This is a genomic window from Streptomyces sp. NPDC004610 (assembly GCF_040609715.1).
GTDB lineage: Bacteria > Actinomycetota > Actinomycetes > Streptomycetales > Streptomycetaceae > Streptomyces.
This window is the reverse complement of record NZ_JBEXLA010000020.1, coordinates 118,326-140,584: the sequence shown is the minus strand read 5'-3', so window position 1 is coordinate 140,584 and position 22,259 is coordinate 118,326. Positions and strand designations below refer to the sequence as shown.

At 70.6% G+C, this 22,259-nt stretch carries 12 protein-coding genes; 3 read left to right on the top strand and 9 right to left on the bottom strand.

Annotated elements, in window-relative coordinates; translation table 11 throughout:
* Positions 1–24 precede the first annotated feature (24 nt).
* The 4 genes from ABZX40_RS22790 to ABZX40_RS22775 are packed head-to-tail and all read right to left on the bottom strand — an operon-like array spanning position 25 to position 9,503.
* Positions 25–2,937 carry a DUF3962 domain-containing protein gene (locus ABZX40_RS22790; RefSeq protein ID WP_355740992.1) on the bottom strand — a complete coding sequence of 971 codons (2,913 nt, stop codon included), beginning with the start codon at positions 2,935–2,937 and terminating at the stop codon, positions 25–27.
* Positions 2,934–6,527 carry a signal recognition particle gene (locus ABZX40_RS22785; RefSeq protein WP_355740994.1) on the bottom strand — a complete coding sequence of 1,198 codons (3,594 nt, stop codon included), beginning with the start codon at positions 6,525–6,527 and terminating at the stop codon, positions 2,934–2,936. Before ABZX40_RS22785 ends, ABZX40_RS22790 begins: the two co-directional genes overlap by 4 nt.
* The gene (locus ABZX40_RS22780; protein ID WP_355740996.1) at positions 6,527–7,726 is read right to left on the bottom strand and encodes a Fis family transcriptional regulator; all 1,200 of its coding nucleotides are present in this window, start codon (positions 7,724–7,726) and stop codon (positions 6,527–6,529) included. The genes ABZX40_RS22785 and ABZX40_RS22780 overlap by 1 nt, the downstream gene beginning before the upstream one ends.
* A gap of 1 nt (position 7,727) precedes the next feature.
* Positions 7,728–9,503 (bottom strand): PD-(D/E)XK nuclease family protein, encoded by a 1,776-nt coding sequence (locus ABZX40_RS22775; protein WP_355740998.1) that lies wholly within the window; start codon positions 9,501–9,503, stop codon positions 7,728–7,730.
* A 104-nt stretch (positions 9,504–9,607) separates the two neighbouring features.
* On the opposite strand from ABZX40_RS22775, the gene ABZX40_RS22770 reads away from it, so the two are divergent.
* Together ABZX40_RS22770 and ABZX40_RS22765 are read left to right on the top strand one after the other, a co-directional pair.
* A complete protein-coding gene (locus tag ABZX40_RS22770; protein ID WP_355741000.1) occupies positions 9,608–11,572 on the top strand; it encodes an N-6 DNA methylase in 1,965 nt (654 codons plus the stop codon).
* Positions 11,573–11,594: 22 nt separating this feature from the next.
* Positions 11,595–12,866, top strand: a complete 1,272-nt coding sequence (locus tag ABZX40_RS22765; RefSeq protein ID WP_355741002.1) for a serine/threonine-protein kinase — start codon at positions 11,595–11,597, stop codon at positions 12,864–12,866.
* A gap of 16 nt (positions 12,867–12,882) precedes the next feature.
* Here the strand turns inward: ABZX40_RS22765 and ABZX40_RS22760 are convergent, their stop codons facing one another.
* The 5 genes from ABZX40_RS22760 to ABZX40_RS22740 all read right to left on the bottom strand — a co-directional run bounded on the left by ABZX40_RS22760 (position 12,883) and on the right by ABZX40_RS22740 (position 19,152).
* Positions 12,883–14,856, bottom strand: coding sequence for a hypothetical protein (locus ABZX40_RS22760; protein WP_355741004.1), 1,974 nt, complete (start codon positions 14,854–14,856; stop codon positions 12,883–12,885).
* Position 14,857: 1 nt separating this feature from the next.
* Positions 14,858–15,262, bottom strand: coding sequence for a hypothetical protein (locus tag ABZX40_RS22755; protein WP_355741006.1), 405 nt, complete (start codon positions 15,260–15,262; stop codon positions 14,858–14,860).
* Positions 15,263–16,144: 882 nt separating this feature from the next.
* Positions 16,145–17,440, bottom strand: coding sequence for a right-handed parallel beta-helix repeat-containing protein (locus ABZX40_RS22750; protein WP_355741008.1), 1,296 nt, complete (start codon positions 17,438–17,440; stop codon positions 16,145–16,147).
* 349 nt (positions 17,441–17,789) lie between these two features.
* Positions 17,790–18,716: a hypothetical protein gene (locus ABZX40_RS22745; protein WP_355741010.1), complete on the bottom strand. Its 927-nt coding sequence runs from the start codon at positions 18,714–18,716 to the stop codon at positions 17,790–17,792.
* 37 nt (positions 18,717–18,753) lie between these two features.
* Positions 18,754–19,152, bottom strand: coding sequence for a hypothetical protein (locus ABZX40_RS22740; RefSeq protein WP_355741012.1), 399 nt, complete (start codon positions 19,150–19,152; stop codon positions 18,754–18,756).
* Positions 19,153–19,419: 267 nt separating this feature from the next.
* Here ABZX40_RS22740 and ABZX40_RS22735 point away from each other — a divergent pair.
* Positions 19,420–22,259, top strand: a 2,840-nt coding sequence (locus ABZX40_RS22735) for a CHAT domain-containing protein (RefSeq protein ID WP_355741014.1), incomplete at its 3' end; no start/stop codon positions are given.

Genomic DNA, 22,259 nt, shown 5'->3' with positions numbered 1-22,259 from the left:
GCACAGGCTCCGGGGTGGGACGGTTCATTCCGTGGGTGCTCCGAGGTCGTCTGTGAAAATGCCCAGGTCGAAGGTGAGTTGAACCGCCTCGTCCTCTTCCGCCGGCTCCGAGATCTGGTCCTGCTTGGTGGGCAGGACGTACTCGGCTGCCTTGCGGGCCAGCTGGAGGGGCAGCGGCAGGGCGAGCAGGGGATCGCGTCCGGGTGACTGCCGCAAACCGTGTGCGAGCGCCGCCCAGAGTTCCGGGTCGTCGTCGGACTGACAGGCGGCGACGACGAGCTCCAGACAGGCCGGGTTCCACGCCTGCCGTGCGGTGTCGATGGTCAGGCCCGACTTTCCGGGGCGAAGCGCCCAGCGTGATGCTGCCACGGACGCCTGCTGGCCCGGACCGCCCTTCTCGCTGGTACTGCTGAACACCCGATGCCGCGGATCGCAGTCGGGCCGTTTCCACAGGCCGGTCGGAAGGCCGATTCTCGGCTTTCCTCCGGAGTCGGCCGGGTCCCCGACCGGTTCCTCGTGACCCCACCACTGTGGTGTCTCGTTGCCCGTGTTGTCCCGGACACGGACGACTCGGAGGCCGGGGCCCTGGAGCGACACCCTGTCGGCTCGTCTGCCATGGAGCTGGATCAGATCCGGCTGGATCTGCCCGTTCTGCAGCCATGGCCACAACTCCCTGGTGTTCTGGGCATGGAGGAGCAGGAGCGTGGGCCGGTCGCGCAGGCCGAACAGGACTTCCTGGATGGTCGGAGCCAGCGCGATACGGCGCTCTTCGATACGGCTGCTCGATTCCGTCCCCGGACCGTCCGACTCCTGAGAGCCTGCGATGTCGTCCGTATCGGCGGACTCGTCCCTCACCTCGCCAGAGGCGTCGTCGTGGTCCTCGGCCGCGGGTAGTTCCGCCCATTCGGCCAGACGCAGCAGCAACTCCGGATAGGGGACCCAGGTGCCGGATCGGTGGTCCCAGCCGGTGATCCGTTCCGCCGGCGGCTCGGTGGGCCGGACCCGCACCGCCACAGGGACCAGGCCCGCCTGCTGGGTCGGCCCATCACTCCGTCTCCTGACCAGCCAGAGAGCCGCGTACTGGGTGTCCGCGGGCACGACAGGACCGAGTCGGTGTTCGGGTACGGCGCGGTGGCCCAGTTGCCGCAGACCGTCCTTCCAGCAGGACTCGAACTTCATCGCCCTGGCCTTCTCCCGCTGGGAGGGGCGACCGATCGGCCGCCGTGGATTCACCGCGAACTGAGTCACGCGCCCGGCATCGCGGAACCCCAGGCGCAGCGCAAACTTGGGGTCTGCGGAGCGCGGTGTGTACGTCTCCTTGTCCCGGATCTCCACCAGCGCCAGAGTCACCCGGTTCTCGGTGAGTCCCTTCGGCATCCGTTGCACCACCTGGTCACGGCGGGCTGCCAGTGCGGCGCGCAGGGCATCGGTGCGTACAGGGCCGTCAACGGGAACCGAAAGCCTATCGGCCAGCCCGCCCACCTGGGCCAGCCGGAGTTCCACCGTCAACTCCGGGGTTCGCCAGGTCCGGATGGTCCAGTTCTCCGGCACCTTCTCGGCGGGCGTCGTGGACTCTTCCTCGTCCGGGAGCCCCAGTACGGTGCGGAGGGCCTGCACTCCTGCATCCCGGTTGGGCTCGGTGAGCCAGAGGAACTCAAGACGCAGCGGACGCCCTTCGAGGGCGTCGGCCACCTCACCGCGCAGTGCCGCTGTGTCCTCGGCCTCCCTGGCACCGGGAGTCGTCGCGCCCCGGCGGGGGAGCGCCCGCTGGCGGGGGTACCGGTCGGCGTGTACGTGATCGGGTACCCGTACCACTCCTTCCGGCAGTGCCTGTTCGAACCACTCCATGAGTGGTACCCGGTCCCCGGGCATGAGCCCGGACTTCACCCCGTGATGGCCCATGGCGGTGCTGTGCACCACGGCCGCGGTGACCTTGCGGGCCGGGTTCAGCCAGCCCGCAGGGTTACGCAGAAGTTCCTCCGGCTTGGGGAGCGGTTCGCGGAGACGGAGCCGCGAGAGCATGCCGTCGGGACCACCTGCCTCCCAGCGCCGTCCTTTCAGATCGCGGTCGTACGTCAGACGTGCCACGGAGAAGCGGGCGGAGGCGGCCCCGGTCGCATCGGCGTCGATCCAGGGCGCGTCGGCGAGCAGGTACACGGATGCCGCCCGGCGAGCCGGTAGATATAGACCGTTCTGTCCGGTCCTGGTCGCCCACCGCCGTACTCCGGAGCGCACATGGATCTGGGGGGCAGCGGCAAACGGGACGGTCTGGAGGGTCACGGTGAGTACCGCCGAGAACCACCATGTCCGACCCTTGCTGTCGTCGTACTGGTCGGGAGGCCAGGAGAGCAGTTCCGCACCCCGATCGGAGGGACGGCGGGCCACTCCGCGGAAGGCCAGGGTTCCGCCGGGGTAGGCGAACGGTTCAGCCTGCTCCAGCACCAGGCCGGCGAGCGCGTCGGGCAGCAACTGGTAGAGGCGGTCCTCAGGGTCCGCCGTCCCGCCGGCCGTGATGGTCTCGGACAGCAGGGGAACGTCCCGCTTCTCCCAGCGTAGTTCGTCGAACCGCAGCTCCTGCAGAACATCGCGGACCTGCGTGCGGTGCTCGGGACACAGGTCCCGGACCCAGGTGGTGAGCAGGGCCGTGAGGACGTCACGCGGGACCGGTACCCGGGCATAGAGCCAGGGCTCGTCCCGGGTGACATCGATCCACTTCGCCACCGAGACCACTTCGGGAGCCAGCGCCTGAAAGAGCCCGTTCAGTCGACGCACGGGTACGCCATGGCAGGCGTCCGGCTTGCTGAGCCTCCTTCGGTACAGGTCCAGCAGGAGCTTCCGGTGGCGTTCCGGAAGGGACAACGTGTAGTACGTGACCGTCCAGTTCGCCTCGGGGAGAGGAGCGTAGCGCGCGAGACGAATGGCCTTGAAGGGCGTCATGCGGTTCCTCCGGCGGTGCGGCGCGGGGTGTCGGGCCGGTACGGGGCGACGGTGTCCAGCGCGTGGTAGAGCGGTTCGTAGAGGGTCGTCACGAGGTGTCGGTCGGCCCGCGTGTGTGGACCCTTCTCGTCGAAGTAGGGGGCGAGTACATGGCGCAGGCTGGCCAGGAGACCGGAACGGAAGTCGTCCTCGCCACGGCCCGATGCTTCCCGCTCGGCGAATCGCGCGTCGACGAAGACCACACGGGCCGGGACCCCACCACGAACCAGGCGTCCGATGACCTGCCACATCACCACGAGCCGGTCCCAGGTGAAGGCGACTTTCTCCGTATCGTCCAGTGCCCGCCAGGCCATGTTGCGGGTCAGTAGATGTTTCCAGTGGATACGGGCCGCCCGGCGGAACGAGCGGCCCGCCTCGTCCAGGTCGGCAGCCGCCGAGACCAGGTCGGCGAACCCGCCGTCGGGTGCCGTCATACGCGTCACCCAACTGTTGATGCCCTGAACGGCGATGCCGATGTCGTACGGGCGAGGGTGGGGACGTGCGAGGAAGAAGACGGAGCCGATCGCCGCCTGGCCCACGCTGTTCAGGATGTTGTGACCGCGTTCCACCGACATCAGAGGGGCGATCAGGATCTTCGCGTCCATCTCTCCGAATGCCGCGACTTCCCCGCGGGGCAGCGTCCCCGACGCGGCGCCCGCGGTGCGATCGCCGGGATCGGCGCCGCCGAACGACACCTCCAGTTCGGCGTCGTCCGGGATCAGCCGGATCACCTTGCCCTTCCACGGTGGCATGCCGTTGAGGACGTCGAAGGCCCGACGCGCCTCCTCGTACGAGCCCACGAGCAGGAGCAGCCGCTTTCGGTGGCGACCACCGATAAGTCGCAGTTCCTCCTCGAAAGTGCTCTCCAGCGCTCCCTCGCGTGGCCGGGCCAGCCCTTCGAGCATGTGTTCCAGCACCTTCGGCCGCAGGTCGGGACGGGTTCCGGACAGATGGAGCGGCTTGCCGTCGGGCCCGGTCACGAAAACCTTGCGAAATGTGGTCCGGAGCAGCGCGGCCTGATCCCTGGGTGAGGCCTTGAGGATGGCCCCCACAGGCGCCAGTACGTGTGCCCCCGCGGCGGTTCCGGCCCAACTGGTGCCCGACATGAGCAGCACATGAGGGGTAGGGCTGCCGTCCAGCGCGTTGACCTGGTGCAACCCGGTGAGCAGGGCACGGCCCACGCCGGTGCAGCGGAAGAAGCGGAGTTCGGCTCCGGCGGGCGCTTCGTCGTCCAGGTTCTCGGTGAGCAACTGAAAACCCAGGATGTTGCCCATCGGGGACTCCGGCAGGAGAGGGCCGTAGTCGAGCGGAGGCCGGCGGGAGAGCTGATTGTCCGTCGTCTCCAGACTGAGCGTGGCTTCCACCGCCGGCCACAACTCGGTGAGAACGTCGAGACGCTGCTGGAGGACGCAGACCAGCAAGGTGAACTCGAAGCGCAGCGTTCTGTGGCAAGAGTGCTCGTCGTCCCCATGAGGGATGCCGGACACCTGCGTGAGTGTCTCGACGGCCTGGGCACGGGTGGCGTCCTCGTCCAGTGTGTGCAGGAGGGCACGGGCGAGATCGATCAGCGCGGTGAGTTTGGGATCGTCCGTCCGGTGTCCTCCGAGCGGGTCGTCACGGAAGGCGTCCAGCACCGCGGTGACGGAGGTCCGCTCGTCGTCGGCCCGCCCCTCGGGTCCCTCGGCGGGCCCGCTCGGCTCATTGCCGAGGTCGTCCTCGTCGTGGGCCTCCTCCTCGGTCTCGTCCTCGTACTCGTCGTCGGCCTCGTCGTCCGGGGCGCTTGAGCGGGCCTTCGGCACGGGGAACCAGGCATCGAGCAGCTTCTGCTGAAGGGTCCAGGAGCTGAAGTAGTCGTGCCGAATCCAGTCCCGGAGGCTCTGGTGACGCATCAGCATGGAGTACAGCCGGTTCGTGGCCGCGGTCGATGCCGTCAGGGAGGACGACCAGCGGTCCACCTCCGCCTCGGACAACTGAAGTCGGCCCTTACGCGCGAACTCGCCGGTGGTGTGCGTCTGGAGCGCGTCGAGCCAGGAGTCCGGCGCCCGGCCCACGAGTGTTGCCGAGGGCACGAACATCGAGTCGAGCTGCATCTGCACGCGGTCCGCCTCGTCGACCACGATCAGATCGCTCCGGACACAGGCGACCTCCAGGAAACGGGCCCGCTCGCGGTTCTGGTGGCGGGGCGTCAGCCCGTAGACGAGGCTGGCGGGGTTGGCCACCCAGATGTCCGCGTCGACCAGATCGTGTGCACCCCGGTGCCGGGGGCAGGCTCCCCAGAGTGGACAGCCCTCCCCGTTGCTCGGACGGTCATCGCGCCCGGTGGCCGCGTCGGCCGAAGCGTCGGGTCCTGCCACGACGGTGTGATCCGTGCCCGACTCCTGCTGTTCCCCGTTCTCCAGCCCGTTCGACGCCGGGCTTGTCGGCTGGAGCCGGGTGCAGGGGGCGTCCGAGACTTCCAGCGGCTGAAGCGCCTCGCTGCCCCGCAGCGCATCGAGGGGGCATGCCGTACTGAGATACCTGAACTGCTGTGCGTCATGACTGAGCAGAGGCCCCGCGCCGGAACCGGCGAGCCTGCGGTGCATACGCTGGACGTTCCGGGCCCGGGTGGAGACACCGAGCACCGGCGCGACCTTCAGCTCCAGCTCGCGGAACAACTCGACCAGTCTGAGCTGCTCGGCCACGTCGCCGACCACGATGGTGACCCGCCGTCCATCCCGGACGACCTGCACGGTCAGTACATCGCGCAGCGTGCTCTTGCCTGCGCCGACCATGCCCACCAGATGCAAGAGCCCGGTGATGGAGAAGGTGTCGCTCGTGGAGAGCGACCGGAACTCCTCTCGCACGGAGTCGAGAACATCCAGACTGATCCGCTGTACGCGCCGCTCCCATGTCTTCCGCGGGTCCGTGACGCCGAGCTTCTGGTCCATCCACTTGGCCGTCGCCAGGAGACCGTCGAGTGTCGTCCTGATCGGATCTCCCGCGGTGGGCGGGGGAACGAGCTCATGCCGTCGGATGGTGGCGACCGGCAGGTGCTGCGGCAGCCGGACGGAGGTGAGGAGCTTGCCCTGTGGGAAGCGGTACGACCTTCCGGTGCGTGCGATCGCCAGTCTTGTCCGCGGATGGAAGGGTGGAGCGGACGCGAGAGCCTGTTCGTACTCCTGCCATCGTCCGGTCAGCACCGCCGGTTCGTTCCGCACCGCGGGGGCGTTGAAGTCGGGGATGCGGTAGCCGCGCAACTCGACGGGGAAGGACGCGTACTGCCGCAGCGCGCGTTCCCAGGTGCGGGGACGCCGGAGCGTCCACAGCAGGTGCCGGGCCACGCGGAGCGTCCGCTCCCGTTCCGGTGTCCTCTCCCGGACGAGCGCGAACGGGTAGCCTCCCAGCAGGGGCCACACGGCGATGGCCGGTTCCTCCGGGCAGAGCCGTTCCAGCAGGTAGAGGCCGAGCTCGACACGGAAGAGCCGGGTGGCGCGTGAGGGCTTGCGGTCGGTCGGCCAGTTGTTGCGGATTTCCTTGACGCTGTGGGGTTTCCAGAAGGTTCGGTCGCGCATCAGAACAGGGCTCCCGTCGGTTCGTCGTCCGGGGAACGGGTGCCGGATGCATCGGAGCGGCGCCCGGAAGGCACGGAGGTGCTTGCTTCGCGGATGGCCAGGACGAGTTCTCTGTCGGACATGAGAAGCGGCGACGCGCCCTGCCGGTACCTCTCGAACGTTGCGCGAAAGTTCGGCTGTTCACTCAGTCGCGCGGCCGGAACCACCCATACACACCGGTCATGAGGCGGGCCGGATCCCGGTGGGGCGGCCCGTCGGCCCAGCAGAGCCGGGGTCGTCCAGTCCTTGTGCTCGACGGCCCATGCCGTGCCGTCGGCCAGGAGGACCCGCATTCCGTAGGCGCCGTAATCGGGCCACAGTTCGACGTCCGCCCCTGCCTTGGCCATCCTCCGAGCCAGTTGCAACTCCTGGATTCCGGGGGCGGACACCCACTGGCGCAGCGGCCGGATCAGCAGGTGGACTCCTCCGTCGTGATCAGTTCGGTACTCACGGCCGGCCCGGACGGAGTCCCGCTTCTGGCAGATTGGTCGCTCGCACCACATCCCGCCCTCCGTGGTCGGGTGCAGCAGCGTTCCGCAGCGGTCGCACGCGGTGCAGACTCCACGCCCGGAGTGGATGTAGGAAGCGGGTACCGGTTGGTAGATGTCGCGCAGAAGATCTCTGAGCGGTTCCAGTTCGCCGAGAGGGGCGCCGGGGAGGGTGACGAGGTCACGGTCGGTCAGGACGGGCCGTCGGATCAGCAGACGGCGGAAGGCCTGGTAAGCCTCCGGATAGTCCTCCTCCCGGCAGCGTCTGGCCGCCGCGGTCATGAACGGCTGTTCGGAGAGCGCGGCTGACCTCTCCCCGTCGACGGCCCATTCGTAACAGAGCTGGGTCGGCTGGCGGGTGTCCCTGTCGAGCAACCGTGATCCGAAGCGGATGGCGTCGGCGGGGAGGGTGAACGGCCATGCCTCGACGGGACGGTCTGCCGCCCACTCGATGAGATCGGGCAGGCTCTCGGGGGGATCGGCCTTGAGCAGGAGACAGGCGAGAACGGTGGTGTCGAGTGCCTGCTGCGCCTCGGTGGGGTACGGATGGCTCAGGGACTCCGTGCCGTAGGAATCGCCCAGGCGGACCAGAGCAGTGGCGACGCCTCTGAGCAGGCGGATGCCTTCCAGCTCCGACCACGCTGGGGCAGGGGTGGCTCGGTCGCGTTGCATCTCAGCCCTCCGGGGCGAGGAGCTCGGACGGGGCGATCGGACGGCACCAGGCAGCCATGTCACAGGTGAGGCAGTGTGCGCCGGGGCGGGCCGGAGCCGTGGTGTCCGCATGCCATGCGGCGGACAGTTCGTGGATGGCCTGGCGGGCCGCCGTTCGGTTCTCGGGATCGAACGGGTCGATGATCGTGAGCCCCCCGGCAGGCCCGAGGACTTCCAGCTCCACCCGGGCCCCGGAGGTGTCGTCGTTGACAAGGGAGCTGGTGCTGAGCAGGACGGCGAGTGCGAGTTGGGGGCGTTCCCGGAAAATGCCGGTGCCGGTATCCATGGGCGGCCGGCGCCGGGCATCCGTCTTGGTCTCCCGGTAGACCCAGGACGGTCCGTCGCGGTAGAGCATGTCGGTCTTGGCGATTACCAGGACGTCCGCCGCGGTGTCATGCAGCACGAGTGTCCGCTCGTGGATCACCTCGTCGACGCTGGAGAGCCGGTAGGGACAGTGACGGGCATGTGCTGCGACCATCTGAGCGCCCAGTTCTGCCTGCTCCTGCGGCACTGTCCAGCGCCCCACCGACCAGCTCGTCCTCCCGTCGGGCGCGTCCTCGGGCCGGCAGGCGACCCCTGGATGGTTCTCGTGGCGCTCCTGAATCCACGCGTGTACCGCGTGTCCGCGGACGACTTGCGGTGTCAGGGAGCGTCCCTCCGGGTCGGGCAGCCGCAGGCGACGCAGACGCTCCCGAGCCGGGCAGCTCTCGTCGCGTCCGGGGCGGCCCATGTAGGAGCGGCCGTTGGTGACCGACCAGGAGCGGCGGGGTTTCGTGTCGTCCTCGATACCGAGAATCCCGCCGAGTCGATTCAGCGCCGGGCAGGTGGGCGCGTACCTGCAGTCCGCGCAGTCGTTGCCGGGCAGAAAGGTGTTCCCCGAGACGGCTGCCGTCAACTGAGGGGCCCCGTGGTCGGCGTAGCGTCGTTCGATTTCCGCGATGCTGTCGCGAAGCAGTTCCCGACGTGTCCCGTCGAGACAGCTCACTTCGCTGATCCGCACCTCTTGGGGCCGCGACCGGGCCGCCTCACCGGCGTCCTGGAGGGGCTGGGCATCGCTGCTCCACGAACGCTGCCCGGGTAAGCGGTACGGATGCCCGAAGCCGACGACATAGGCTGCTGCGGCCCGGTCCGCGCGGTCGGCGTCGTCGTCGGCGTTCCGGTCAGAGCGCAGCTCGTCCTTGTGCCGTGCCACGGGTACGCACAGTTCCCGCACGCGACCGTCCGCCGAGATGTAGGAGCGCCCCCAGACGCACTGTTCGTACCGTTTGGCTCCGCGGGCGTCCTGTCGTTCCAGTTTCGTGACGACGATCCAGGTACCGGCGAGCGGCAGGAGGTCCCGGGGTCTGCCACGCAGGAAGTGCTCGACCGCGAACCGGGTCCATGCGGTGAGCCCGGGGTCTGCCTCGGGGTGTTCGGCCGTGGCGGCGAGAGCCCTGCCAAGAGCCTCCTCGGGTTCGATGCCGTCATGTTCGATCAGGTCGAGGGCCGTACCGGTCGGCCCGAGGTTGAACGTCTCACGGGGGTCGGTCTTGTAGGTGGCGAGCGGGCCTCGCGGGAGCCGCAGGCCGGTGCGGGCCTTCATGGCCGTCCGGTAGGGGCAGCGACCGCTGTCCTGGCGCAGGGAGGAGCCCGCGAACATGCGGATCAGCCGGTTGGAGGTGGGCCAGGTGCTTCCGGGTGGTGGTGTCCAAGTCGCCATGTGTCTCTCCGTGGCGTTGGCCTTGATGGAATGCTCCATGGGAGCATGGTCTTGTGAATAGAGTCAACTAGCTAATTCGGGTGATGTCTATCAACAAGGTTCGCGATAGGATCATGCGGAGTTGGTGAGCGAGGAGGGGCACGATGGCGAGCGAACCCACGGTCACGGCGGCGGACATTGCCCGGATCGCCGGGGTCGGTCCGGCGGCCGTGAGCAACTGGCGCCGTAGGTACGCGGAGTTTCCCAGCCCGGTGGGCGGTACGGCGGGAAGTCCGCTGTTCCTGCTGTCCGAAGTGGTGAATTGGCTGAAAGAGCACGGCAGGCCGGTGCGGATCACACCGGCCGACGAGGTGTGGCGGACGATGAACGCGGCGCGGGACCCCGCGCGTCCGGGCGCCATACTCGCCGCAGCCGGATTCCGTCTCCTGCGTGAGGAGCCGCCCGCTCACCTCACCGAGGGGGTGCCGGCCGCTCTGGGCGCCGACCTCGACGATCTGCGAGAGACCCTGGGCGCGGCCGAGGCATTCGAGGAACTCGTCCAGCGTTGGGCGGAAGCCCACGCGCGCCAGTTCGAGGCGACACCGTCCCCGGTGGCCGAGTTGATGTGCGCGCTGGCCGGTCCGGCTGCGGGCGTTGCTCCGGCATCCGTGTTCGATCCCGCGTGCGGGACCGGTGGGCTCCTCCTCCGAGCTGCGAAGAGCGGGACGGCGATCCTGCTGGGGCAGGACTCCGACCCCGACCTGGCCGGGATCGCATCAGTGAGGCTGCGCCTGCACGGCTGTGTGACCGTGGGCGTGGCATCGGGTGACTCCCTGCTGGAGGACGCTCATGTCACGGCACGCGCCCAAGGCGTGGTGTGCAACCCTCCCGCGAGTCAGCGGGACTGGGGCCGGGCGGAGTTGGCCTACGACACACGGTGGGTCTACGGCCTGCCACCCAAGGGCGAGCCGGAACTCGCGTGGCTCCAGCACGCCCTGGCCCATCTCGATGACGGCGGCCGTGCCGTGCTGCTGATGCCGGCGAGCGTGGCCTCCAGACCGTCGGGACGCCGCATCCGGGCGGAACTGGTCCGTCGTGGGACGCTTCGCGCGGTGGTGGCCCTGCCACCTGGTTCTCCCCGCCTTCCGGGAGTTCATCTCTGGCTCGCTGAACCCGCCGGGGTGGCGACCCCGGTGGAAGGTGTCCTGTTCATCGACGCCGAGTGCATCACGGAAACCGAAGCGGTCTCATCCGTCGGTGCGCCGGACTGGGATGCGCTGCGCGACACGGTGTCTTCGGTCTGGCACCGGTTCCGCGCCGGACAAACGGTCGACGACGACTTCGCCAGCAGCGTGCCGCTGACCGACCTTCTCGGCGGCGATGTCGACATCACACCGGCGCGGCACGTCAGGACCACCGCGCAGGGCACGGTCGATCTCACGGTGCTGGAGAACGACCATGCGGCCTGGCTCCGGTCGCTGAAGGGGCTCGCCGACGCGCTGCCCGCCGTCCAGCCCGCAATGGTGATGCCGGCGGATTCGGCCGAGACCGAGACAACGACGCTCGTCTCTCTGGACGACCTCATCCGCACCGGCGCCCTGAGGGTCTGGCGGGGTGGCGTGGCACGAGAGAGCACCGAGGCTGCGCCCCTCGGCGTACCGCTGCTCGCACTGGAGGACGGGTTGTCGCGCACCCGGCCCAGCGGCCGTACCCACGCGCCCGGGACCGAGCTGATCGGTGAGGGAGATGTACTGGTCTTCGCCGCCGCTCCGGAGGGCGCACGTCCCGCCGAGGAGAGGGAGTACGGTGCAGCGCCCGGAGCCGGGGTCACCGTCCTGCGCCCCGAGCGCGCCTCCCTGGACCCTTGGTTCCTCGCGGGGGCCATGACCGGAGGCCCCGGGGCATCGGTCGGCGCCACCGGTCGTCGGACCCGGCTGGACACCGGGCATCTCTTCCTCCCGGTGCTGATGCCGGAGGAACAACAGACGATCGGTGGGGCGTTCCGGGACATCTTCCGGTTCGAGCAGTCCCTGATCGCCATGGCCGATCAGGGCCGCCGGGTGGCCCGCAGACTTGCGGAAGCGCTTGCGGCGGGCCTGGTCGTCCCGGTCGACGACGAGCAGGAATGACATGATCCGGAGAGACGGTGGTATGAGGTTCGAGATCCGCGCGGGACGTGTCCTTGGGTCGCGCTACCGGCTGGACAACCCGATCAAGCCCGGCGGCATGGGCATGGTCTGGCAGGCGTACGATCAGCGGCTCGGGCGCCCGGTCGCGGTGAAGTTCATGGTTCCCGACGGCATGATGACACCCCAGCGACGCCGGGAGATGCTCCGGCGGTTCCAGCAGGAGGCGGCGGTCACCGCACGGTTCACCCACGTGGGAGTGCCCGCTGTTTACGACATGGGAGACGAGGACGGATATTTCTACCTTGTCCTGGAACTCGTCACGGGCATGTCGCTGCACGATCTGATGCAGGAGAACGGAGTCCTCGAACTCCCCATCGCAGCCAGTGTCATCGTGCCCCTCTGCGATGTCCTGTCCGAGGCGCACCGGGAGGGCATCGTCCATCGCGACGTCAAGCCCGAGAATGTGATGGTTTCCGAGCGGGGCGATACGAAGCTCCTCGATTTCGGGATCGCCCGCGTGCCCGGAGAGCTCGGCGACAGCCGGCTGACGAGAACGGGCAGCGCCGTGGGTACCCCGCTCTACATGTCTCCCGAGCAGTTCAACCGCGAAGAGGCCACCGGGCGGTCAGACCTCCACAACCTTGGCATGCTGCTGTACGAGATGCTCACGGCCCGTATGGTGATCACCCAGGAGCAGGATCTCTGGGAACGCCAGAGGTCCGGCCGTGGCACACACGCTCCGCTCGGTACTCTCACGGTTGCGCTGCCACCCGCGGTACTGGAGCTGGTCGACCGGCTGCTCGCTGTCGACCCCGCGGCACGGCCGGCCACGGCGGACGAGGTGAACCGTGTGCTGCGCCCCTATCTGCCCGCGCCGGGCGACCCACCCCCCGCCGAATTCCTGACATGCGACCCCACCCGGCCGTTCCGTGCCCTCTTCGCCCCGGAGGAGCACCGCGCCCCGGCGGTGGCCCGCCCCGGGGCCACCCCGCGGACGTTCCGGCTGAGGACGGACGCCAGGGAGCTGCATCGGGACGCCCGAAGGCTGCTCACCGAAGAGCCTGCCAAGGCCATCGACCTGCTCACCGAGCGGCTGCCCGCGTTCGAGAGGCAGTACGGGCTGAGGGCCACCGAAGTGCTCGACCTCCGCATCGATCTGGCGACAGCGCTGTTCGCCCGGGGCGACGGAAGAGCGCGGGCCGTCTGCGAGGAGATCCTCCGCGACACGGACGGCATTGAGGTGCTCGCGGTCTATCACCAGCAAGCACAGGCACTGCTCTCCTCCGAGGACTGACACGGCGGCACGGGTGTCAGGTTTCGACCGACTCCTGTGCCCGTTCCTCGTACCGGTCCGCCCATGCCGCGATGCTCCTGCTGATCCGGTCGAGGGCGTCGCGTACCTCCCTCACCTGTCCGGGATCCCAGCCGTCACAGGTGACGAGGCTCGGCCCATCCTCTTCCAAGGGGACTGCAGCCATCGCCGAGACGCTCTTGCGGAGCGTCTCGGCGCTCTCCCGCACGCTCGCCCAACTCATGGAAGCGGCTTTGAAGCCCACCTTGTGGTCCGGTACGGGGGAGGGGCCGCCACCGTACCTGTGCCGGACCACCGCGTCGGTGAGACTGCGGGGCCGGCCGTCGTCCGCGAGGACCGGGGCCCCCGTATGGTCCACTTCGAGGAGCTGGCCGCCGCCCCGTCCGGCGCGGACGATCTCGTACGCCTGAAGAACACCGTGACGGCGGGAGAGCATGGCCCGCAGCACTGTGGCGGCCCCGCGGTCGTCGTCGTCCCCGCCGCCACCGAACACTTCCCGCTGGAGGGCCATCGGTTCGGCCATCGCCATGTGGAAGGCGGCCTTCACGGCGAGTTCCGTCTGCGCGGGACCTAGTCGGCCACTGTCACCCAGCCCGTCCGCCGCCTCGGCCAGCGCTGCGTCGCGCAGTTGTTCCAGCGTGCGGCCATTCGGCTTGGCTCCTTCCAGTGGGGTGTCCGCCGGAAGAGTCTCGATCTCGGGCAGCCGGTACGCACGCTGCAGTACGGCGCGGCGCGGGCGGAGGAACGCGGCGTCCGCGTTTGAACCGGTGCGGGCCGGCCGCAGGATCAACTCCACGACGACATCGACCCGTTCTTCCCGCTTGGGCCGCTGCTTGGCGGTCAGGGCCCGGATGCCTCTGTTGACCCGCCGCGCCGTTCTGGTCCCACCGCCGAGCAGTGACCGGACGATCTCCGCGGCGCGGACGTCGTACTGACCGCTCAGCCCGGCCGCGACCACCTCCCGCTCCGGAATGGTGCCCGCGAACCACCCCTTCTGCGCGACGGTGATGTGCGCGGCTCCTGAGGGCCCCGGGTCGGCGAGGCTGTCCAGGACGGCGTCCGCCTTGGCCTCGTTCTCCACCGCCGCTCCGTAGGGACGGGGCGGCCGGATGTGGGTGAGGCCGATGAAGTTGCGGACGGCTGTGTGAAATGCCTGGTCCGATTGAGTGTTCGGGGAGAAGCCGACGACTACCCGAGCGGGTACGGTGAGGACGCGAAGCCTGTTGCGTTCGTCCTCGGTGAGATCCTGCCAGCCCTGGCGCCGCATCAGACGGGTCCACCGGCTGATCTCACCGCGCAGTATCCGGCCGTCGCCCCACTCGTAGGCGACCCGCGCGGGCTCGTATCCCATCAGCTCGTGCGCGGCACTGATGCGACTGGACCCGTCGGCGGTGATCAGCAGTGCGCATGGCGCATGACTGCCTCCATGAGTCACTGTCAGAGGCACTACGGTCAGCGGCTGGAGAACGCCCTCGACGGCGATGTCCTGAGCGAGCGGATTGTCTCTGAGCAGCCGGTTCTTCGCGCTCTCCAGGCGCCCGACGATCACAGCGGGTGACTCGACATGCATTGTCAGCTCGGCGGATCCGGACGGGGACGACAATGGCTCCCTCATCGTCGTCCCCCAGGTGCCGGCGCCGCCCAAGGCGTACTGCCGGTGCCCGTACTCCCGGGGGTTGGCCGGGTGGGGGAGCACCGCCGCCGACCACAGCCGGGTCTCCGCGATCAGCAGAGTTCCGCCCTGGACTCGCAGTTCCACCGGTTCGGCGAGCTTACGGCGCATGTCGTCCGGCCGCACGGCGGCGCGAGACAGCGCCCTTGCGCCGATCTCCGTGAGTCCCTTCCTGATGAGGGAGCCGGTGAGGTTGTCGACCGCAGCGGTGCGGGGCAGGACACAGAGGGGGGGCCGCCAGCCGGGTACGACATCCTCGTCCGCCACGTCTCCTGAAGGCTGCTCGGAGCCGGAAGGCATGTCAAACACGGGTGAGGGCCTCTGTGATGCGGTCCGACAGGATCAGGGCGCGCCTCGCCCGCAGACGGTCCACATGCGCCGCGGGTGAGTCGCCGACGACCCGGATGAACCGTGCGGCGTACTCGGTGAGCGCGGCGCGTACGTGGTACCACTCCTCCGCCGTGAGCGGAACGTTGTACAGCCGCTCGCCATGGATACTGACGACGTCGCAGTGCTTCTCGCGCTCGGCGATCGCTGCCCACCGAGCGGCCATCTGTCCGAGAGTGCCCGCCGACCGGTCATTCTGAGAGTGGCTCGCGGTGCCGGTGGCACGGTAGTCCACAGCCGCTTGGTGCAGCACGGAAGCCGTGAGGCTGACCTGTGCCTGGTCAAGGGCAATCCAATGTTGGTTGGTCGGGTCGGTCACCGGACCACGCTCCCTCGGTCGATCTCTCGTCGGTGCTGGCGGCTTGCTGCCCTGTGGCGAACACGGCGGGCAGAGCGAGAGAACGCGGGCGTGGTCGAGCCCAGGACCTCCACCTGTGTCGGTCCGCGGTGTGATGCTCCGTGGACGTCAGGTGCCGCACGAACCGCGCATCATCCGGCCCTGGGGGAGAGGTGGTGGACAGCCTCGTTCCCGAGGAACGCAGTGCGGCGACACGGCGGCTCGCGGCTGTGCTGGGGCGAGCAGGCCGCATCTCCATGGTGCGGGGGCATCGAGCGGGTCGCTCGGGGCGAACTGTAATGGGATGAACACACAGGGTGCAAAGAGGAGGGGTGGTCAGTCGAACATCGGGAGTGCGTCGTCGGTTGTGTTCTCACCGACTGGGTCGGCCTGGGTGCGGTCGGGGGGCCGGAAGGGAAGGCGAGCCACTGTACCCACGCCGTCGAGTGGCCTCTGCGGGGTGTAGGCAGGGGGTAGCGGGACAAGTGTCCAGCCCGGCACTCGACGGGGCCGTACCCGAGGAGGGCGGCTCTTCTGGCGGCGCGCGGCTACTCGGGAACGTCGACGCGGGCCCTCACCGCCACCCTCAGGCTCTCCACGGTGGAACGAGCGGAGTGTTGCTGAAGGGGGGCCTCAAAAGGTCGAAGGTGCCGGGGAGTTGGGTGATCGGGCGACCCCGTGGTGCTTGCCGGACTGGTTCAGCCCGTGGTACATGGGCTCTCGGTGCGCGCCAACCTCGACACGGCTCCGGAGGAACTGCCGACGACCGCCCGGCTCACCCCGTGAGGTGGCTGGGCCGGGGCGGTTCCTGTCGCGGCCCCCTCCCTGAGCCGTGCCGAGTCCGTGCTGTCGCCCAAGGGTCCGTCAGGGCGTGCAGATCACCCCGCTGCACTGTGCCGGCTCCGCGTTGCCGCTCGCCCTGTTGGCGCCGCCGTCGGCGTTGCCCTGTTCGGCGTAGATGCCCCAGCCGAGGTTGTCGCGGGTGGTGTTGCCCTGGAGGGTGTGGATGAACTTGGAGACATGGATGCCGTCCGCGGAGTTGCCGTTCGCGGTGTTGCGCAGGATCCGGTTGCCGGTGCCGGTGGCGGCTTCGCCGACGACGTAGATGCCCCGGGAGTCATTGCGGTTGACCTGGTTGAGTTCCAGGGTGTTGCCGAGGGACGATTCCACGCTGATGCCGTCGCCCGTGGTGTCGTTCGCGATGTTCGAGCGGATGGCGTTGTGGTCGGATTGGCTCAGCTCGATGCCGCCGGGATTTCCGCTGACGTCGTTTCCGGTGATCGTGGTGTGGTGGGCGTATTGGAGGGCGATTCCGCTGTCGCCGCTGCCGTGGAACGTATTGGAAAGGACGCGGTTCCCGGTGGAGTCGGAGAGGGACAGGCCCGCGTCCGAGTTCTGGGTGGCGGAATTGCTCTGGACGAGATTGTCGTCCGAGGCGAGCCGCAGGACGATCGCCCCGTCGCTGCTGCCCTCCACCGTGTTGGAGAGGAGGGTGTTGGTGCTGGAACCCTCCAGGACCAGGGCGGCGTCCCCGCTGTCGGTGATGCTGTTCCGCTCGATACGGTTGCTCGCGGAATTCTCGATGTAGACACCCTCGCCCTGGTTCGCCGCGACCGTGTTGTCGGCGATCGTGTTGCCATCGGCACCGCTCAGGACGATGCCTCTCTGGGACTGCTGGGTGACGGTGTTGTTCCGTACGCGGTTGCCGGTGTCCGCGTTGTCGAGTTCTACGCCCGCCCATTCATTGAGCCGCAGGGTGAGTTTCTCGACGATCGTGCCCGAGGTGCCGGGGGTGAGCTGGACGCCGTGGTCGAATTCCTGGACCTCCGCCGGGGTGGCCGCGGAATTGGTGACGGTGGTGCGGTCGAAGCCGTTGGTGCGGATTCCGGTGCCCAGGCCGACTCCGTCGACGGTGTGGCCGTTCAGGTCGATGGTGAGGTCGTGCGCGCCCACGATCAGGCCGTCGCCGGGGCAGTCGAGCAGATCGGCGCCGAGGACGACGTTCGTCGTGACGGTCTGACCGCAGGAGACCTGCTGAGCGGTCAGCGCGGTAGCGGTAGCGGTAGGTGCGGCTGTCAGGACGCCGAGCAGGCCGGTGGTGGCGGTGACTCCCGCCGCCGCGAACCATCCTGCGGACAGCGTTCGGGAAAGGCGCATCATGCCGGGACTCCCTATGCCGGGGCATCGCGCAACGGCCTCACGGCCCGGCCTTGTTGCGGCGCGGGCCCCCGAGGGGCGCGACGAGGCGGACCGCCCGCCTCCCGCTCAGCGTCAAGTGAAAGTATGTCGAAGGCTATGAAGCGGCAAAGAATGACTCAAGACGGGTGAAGGTTGACGGCAATCGGTCCTTGGGGGAGTGGGGGTTGTGTTACGCGGGTGGCCTCGGGTTGCCTCGGGTGGTTTGTGGTGGGGAGTGAGGGGTGGGGGTGGGGGGATCGGGTGGTGGGGGCGTGTGCGGCGCCCGGCCGTCGGCTTCCGCCGCCGGGGCCGGCCGCCAACTGCCCCTGTCTCACTCCGACTTCCGGAACACCGCCGACAGATCGTCCCCCGTCTCCGGCGCCAGCCGCCCCGCCGTCTCCGGGGCCAGCAGGCCGACCTTCGTCGCGAGTTCGCGGCCGTGGACATCGACCGCCGCTTCGATCAGCGAGGCCAGTGCCTCGATCGCCGTCCGGGCGCGGACGTGAGCCACGGCCGCGCAGCCCGCGGCGGCGAGCGCGGCCGGCCACCACCAGCAGGCGAGCAGGGCGTACCCGGCGGCCCAGGCGGCCAGCCGGGCCGCGGCGGTGAACGAGTCGTGGGCGGACTGGATCTGGCGCACGGCCGGTTCGGGCAGGATCAGCCACAGGCGCGGCCACAGGACCGCGAGGTCCACCCCGTACGCGGTCTCCACGCGATCGGCGGCGGCCTGCATCCGGTCGCCGTACCAGGTGGGGCGGGCCGGTGGGCGCGGGGCGACCCGGTCGCGGGCCTCGGTGCGGGCCCGGATCCCGGCGAGGGCGTCGGCGGGGACCAGGACCGCGCCGCCGGGCCCGTCGGCCCTCGGGCGCAGCGCGGTGACGGCGGCGCCGAGGGCGTCGTCCCGCCGCCGCCAGGTGCGGGCGCGGCGGGCGGTGAGGGTACGGGAGAGCCGGTCCCGGCCGTCCCGCAGCCAGTACCGCTCGATGCCCCCGCCGAGGAACTGCGCGGCCAGCGACGCCGCGGTCGCCGCGAGCAGTGCCAGGGCGATCAGCAGCGCGGCGGTGCCGGTGCGGTCGAGGGCGGGGTGGGCCGCCAGGTCGTCCAGGGTGGCGCGCAGCCGGTCGAGGTCGTTCCAGTGGCCGTGACCGAGCGTGGTGCCGACGGCGGTGGCGGCGAGGAACAGCGCACCGGGCAGCACCAGCAGATTCAGCCAGCGCTCGGTGAGCTTGCCGCCGAGGGTGGCGAGAAGGGGGTTCATGTGCGGACCCGGTGCGGGGCGTCCACTTGAGTGCTTCTCACGTCCTCACCCCCAACCGCCCCTTCCGCATCCGCGTCTCGTTCACCGCGCACTGCGGGGCCGGCCACAGATCGCGGGCCCGCTCCACGCGCGGGCACTGGGCCGGGCCGGGGCAGACGGCGACCCTGAGGTGCGGGAGGACGCCGGGGGCGTTCGTGCCACGGGAGGCGTAGACCAGGCCGCGGGCGTCCGCGGTGCGGCGCAGGGCGGTGTCCAGGGCGCGGTACGCGGCGCCGAGTTCGGCGTCGGACGCGCCCGCGCGCAGCAGGTCGCGGGCCCGCTCGGCGGCCTCCCGGACGGCGGGGTCGCCCAGTTCGGCGGGGGAGCTCAGCAGGGTGCACAGGGCCGCCGCCGCGCGCGGGTCGGGCGGCGAGGGCTCGTCGGCGGGTGCGGTCATGGCCCCAAGTGTGCCGGAAACCGGGCAGAGTTGAGGGTGGGGGCACGGGCGCACCGGGGCCGGTGGTGCCGAGCGGGGAGTGGAGTGCGGAGGCGGAGAGTGGAGGGCGGAGGGTGGAGGGCGGAGGCGGGGAGTGGAGGGCGGAGGGTGGAGGGCGGAGGCGGGGAGTGGAGGGCGGAGAGTGGAGGCGGAGAGCGGAGGGCGGAGAGCGGAGGCGGAGAGCGGAGAGCTGAGGGTGGAGGGCGGAGAGCTGAGGGTGGAGGCCGCATGAGGTACGACCGGGAGTGGTTTCTGGAGGCCGTCCGGGGGCGGGTCGGTCGGGCCGGGACGGCGTTCGGGGTGCTGGATCCCGGGATGCTGCTCGGGCCCGACGCCGACGCCGAGCTGAGCGGGCTGCTCCGCACCACCGATCCGGCGACCGACCTGGAGGCCCGGCACGCGGCGGGGCTGCTGTGCTTGGTCCGCGCCGCCGCCGAGCCGGTCGAACGCGCCGCGGTCCACGGGGCGATGGCCGGGACGCTGATGTTCCCGGTGTGGGTCGCCGACCCGGGGTCGGTGCCGCCCGAACTGGCCGAGCACTTCGCCGCGACCGACCCGGCGACCCGGCCCGACCCGGCCGACGCCGATGGCCCGGAGATCTGGTGGGCGCTCTGCGCCACCGCCGTGATCCTGCTGGAGGGACGGCAGCACGGTCCGCCGCCGGACGCCTCCGAGGAGACGCGGCGCCTCCACGAGCTGGCCGCGCGCACGGAGACCGATCTCCGGTTGCCGGGCGCCCTGCGGGTGGCCGCCGGGATCGGCGGCGGGTTCCTCTCGGTCCTCGGCACACCGCCGTACGACCCGGTCCACGACCGGCGCCGCCGCACCCTCGCCCGCGCGCTGCACCTCGCGGAACTGGACTGGCCCTGGTTCGATCCGACGACGGACGGGAGCGGCGTAGGGGGCGGACAGAGGGCGCCTAGCGCCCACGGCAGAGGCGGCAGAGGCGCCGGAGACGGCAGAGGCGGCCGAGAGGGCGCGGGAGGCGCAGGGGGCAGAGAAGGCAGAGACGGCGGAGCGCGCCCCCAGGACGTCCAGCACAACGCCTGGGACATCGACCGCGCCGACCCCGACCCCGTCCGGCACGCGCACCGGGCGCTGAAGGCCGTACCCCCCGCCTCCCCCGAGCGGCTCCTCGCGCTCGCCGCTCTCGGTGACCGGCTCCGGGAGCGGTATCTGGAGTCGTACGACCCGGAGGATCTGTACGAGGCCGTCGGCATCGGCCGGGATCTGCTCGCCCAACTGCCGCCCGGCGGCCACGGGCAGGTGTCGGCGCTGGTCTCGCTGGGGCGTGCCCTGGTGCTGGCGCGTCAGCTCGACGGGGCGACGCCGGACCAGTGCGACGAGGTGGTGGACCTGTGCCGGCGGGCCCACGACCGGCACCCGCAGGGCCCCGTACCGGCCGGGCACGGTCTCGCGACGGCGCTCCTCCTGCGCGCCCAGCACACCGGCGGCACCGCCGACCTCGACGAGGCCGTGGCGGTGCTGGAGCGCGCGCACCCGGCGGCGCGGGACGACGAGCAGCGCGCCACCGTCTCCCACGGGCTCGCCAACGTCCTGCGCGCCCGGTACCTGGTCACCGGCGATCCCGCCGACCTGGAGCGGTCCGCCGCGCTCAGCGGCGTCGATTCCGCCGCCCCGCGCCCCGAGTCGGACGGTCCGTCCCCGCTCGTGGCCGCCATGACCCTCTACACCCGGTACACCCGCGACCCCGCACGGCACGGTGCCGACCTGGACGAGGCGCTGCGGCGGCTCCGCGCGATCGTGACCGGGCTGCCGACCGGTCACCCCGACCGGCCCACCGCGCTGGACGACCTCGGTCTCGTCCTGCTCGCCCACCACCAGCGCTCCGGCTCACCGGCGGAACTCAACGAGGCCGTCCAGGCGTTCCGCGACTGCGTCGCCGCCACCCGTCCCGGACACGGCACGCTCGGGCTGCGGCTGCTCAACCTCGCCGCCGGGCTGGGCCAGCGCCACCGGCTCACCGACGACGGGGAGGATCTGCGCGAGGCACAGGCGTACCGCCGCCAGGTCGCCGGGCTGCCCGGTACGAGTCCCGATCTGCGCGCGGCGCTGCTCAGTTCGACCGGCATCGGCCTGACCACCGGCCCGGAGCGCGCCGCCGATCCCGTCGCCGACCTCGACGGGGCGGTGGCCAGGCTGCGCGAGGCCGTCGCCCTCACCTCGCCCGGCCACCCGCGGCTGCACCAGCGCCGCCTCAATCTCGCCGTCGCGCTGCTCTCCCGCATGGGCCACGCCGAGCGCTACGAGGATCTGCGCGAGGTGCGGGAGCTGACCGCCGAACTGCTCGCCGCGCTGCCCGCCCACGCCCCGGAGCGGCCCGGCACGCTGGCGGTGGCCGCCGCCGCCCGGATGCTGAGTCCGCGCGCCCTGCTGTCCGCCACCGCCCGCCGGGAGGCCGTCGCCCTGTACCGGGAGGCGGTCGATCTGACCCCGCCCGGCGACCCCCGGCGGTCCCAGCGGCTCTTCGGGCTCGCCGGGCTCGTCCACGCGTCGGCCCGGGGCCGGGACCGGGACCGGCTGGTGGAGGCGGCGGGACTGTTCCGGCAGGCGGCCGGGGAGGAGCAGTGCCCTCCGTTCCAGCGGCTCGAAGCGGCCCGTCTCCAGGGCGATGTCCTGGCCGGGCTCGGCGACTGGGCGGGCGCCCTGGACGGCTATGTCACCGCCGTCGATCTGCTGCCCGCCGTGGCCCCCCGGCATCTGGTCCGCGACGACCAGGAGTTCCTGCTCGGCCGGACGGTGGGCCTGGGCGCCGCCGCCGCGGCCTGCGCGGTGCGCTGCGGGCGCCCCGGCCTCGCCGTCGGCCTGCTGGAACAGGCCCGGGGCGTGCTGCTGTCCCACGCCTTCGACGCGGACAGCGACCTCACCCGGCTCCGCGCCGCGGACCCCGCCCTCGCCGACCGCTTCGAACGGCTCCGCGACGCGTTCGACTCGGCGACCGGGGGAGCGGAGTTCCTGCCGGAGGATCCGGCGCCGTCCCCGGCCACCGGTCCCATCCCGCAGTCCGCATCCCACGTTCGGTTCCGCGACGCGTTCGACTCGGCGAC

What these genes read in the sequence shown, in the direction of transcription:
- ABZX40_RS22760 (WP_355741004.1), bottom strand. Translation starts at nt 14,856, where the DNA reads ATGCCTTCCGGCTCCGAGCAGCCTTCAGGAGACGTGGCGGACGAGGAT.
- ABZX40_RS22770 (WP_355741000.1), top strand. Translation starts at nt 9,608, where the DNA reads ATGGCGAGCGAACCCACGGTCACGGCGGCGGACATTGCCCGGATCGCC.
- ABZX40_RS22765 (WP_355741002.1), top strand. Translation starts at nt 11,595, where the DNA reads ATGAGGTTCGAGATCCGCGCGGGACGTGTCCTTGGGTCGCGCTACCGG.
- ABZX40_RS22785 (WP_355740994.1), bottom strand. Translation starts at nt 6,527, where the DNA reads ATGCGCGACCGAACCTTCTGGAAACCCCACAGCGTCAAGGAAATCCGC.
- ABZX40_RS22750 (WP_355741008.1), bottom strand. Translation starts at nt 17,440, where the DNA reads ATGATGCGCCTTTCCCGAACGCTGTCCGCAGGATGGTTCGCGGCGGCG.
- ABZX40_RS22790 (WP_355740992.1), bottom strand. Translation starts at nt 2,937, where the DNA reads ATGACGCCCTTCAAGGCCATTCGTCTCGCGCGCTACGCTCCTCTCCCC.
- ABZX40_RS22780 (WP_355740996.1), bottom strand. Translation starts at nt 7,726, where the DNA reads ATGCAACGCGACCGAGCCACCCCTGCCCCAGCGTGGTCGGAGCTGGAA.
- ABZX40_RS22775 (WP_355740998.1), bottom strand. Translation starts at nt 9,503, where the DNA reads ATGGAGCATTCCATCAAGGCCAACGCCACGGAGAGACACATGGCGACT.
- ABZX40_RS22745 (WP_355741010.1), bottom strand. Translation starts at nt 18,716, where the DNA reads ATGAACCCCCTTCTCGCCACCCTCGGCGGCAAGCTCACCGAGCGCTGG.
- ABZX40_RS22740 (WP_355741012.1), bottom strand. Translation starts at nt 19,152, where the DNA reads ATGACCGCACCCGCCGACGAGCCCTCGCCGCCCGACCCGCGCGCGGCG.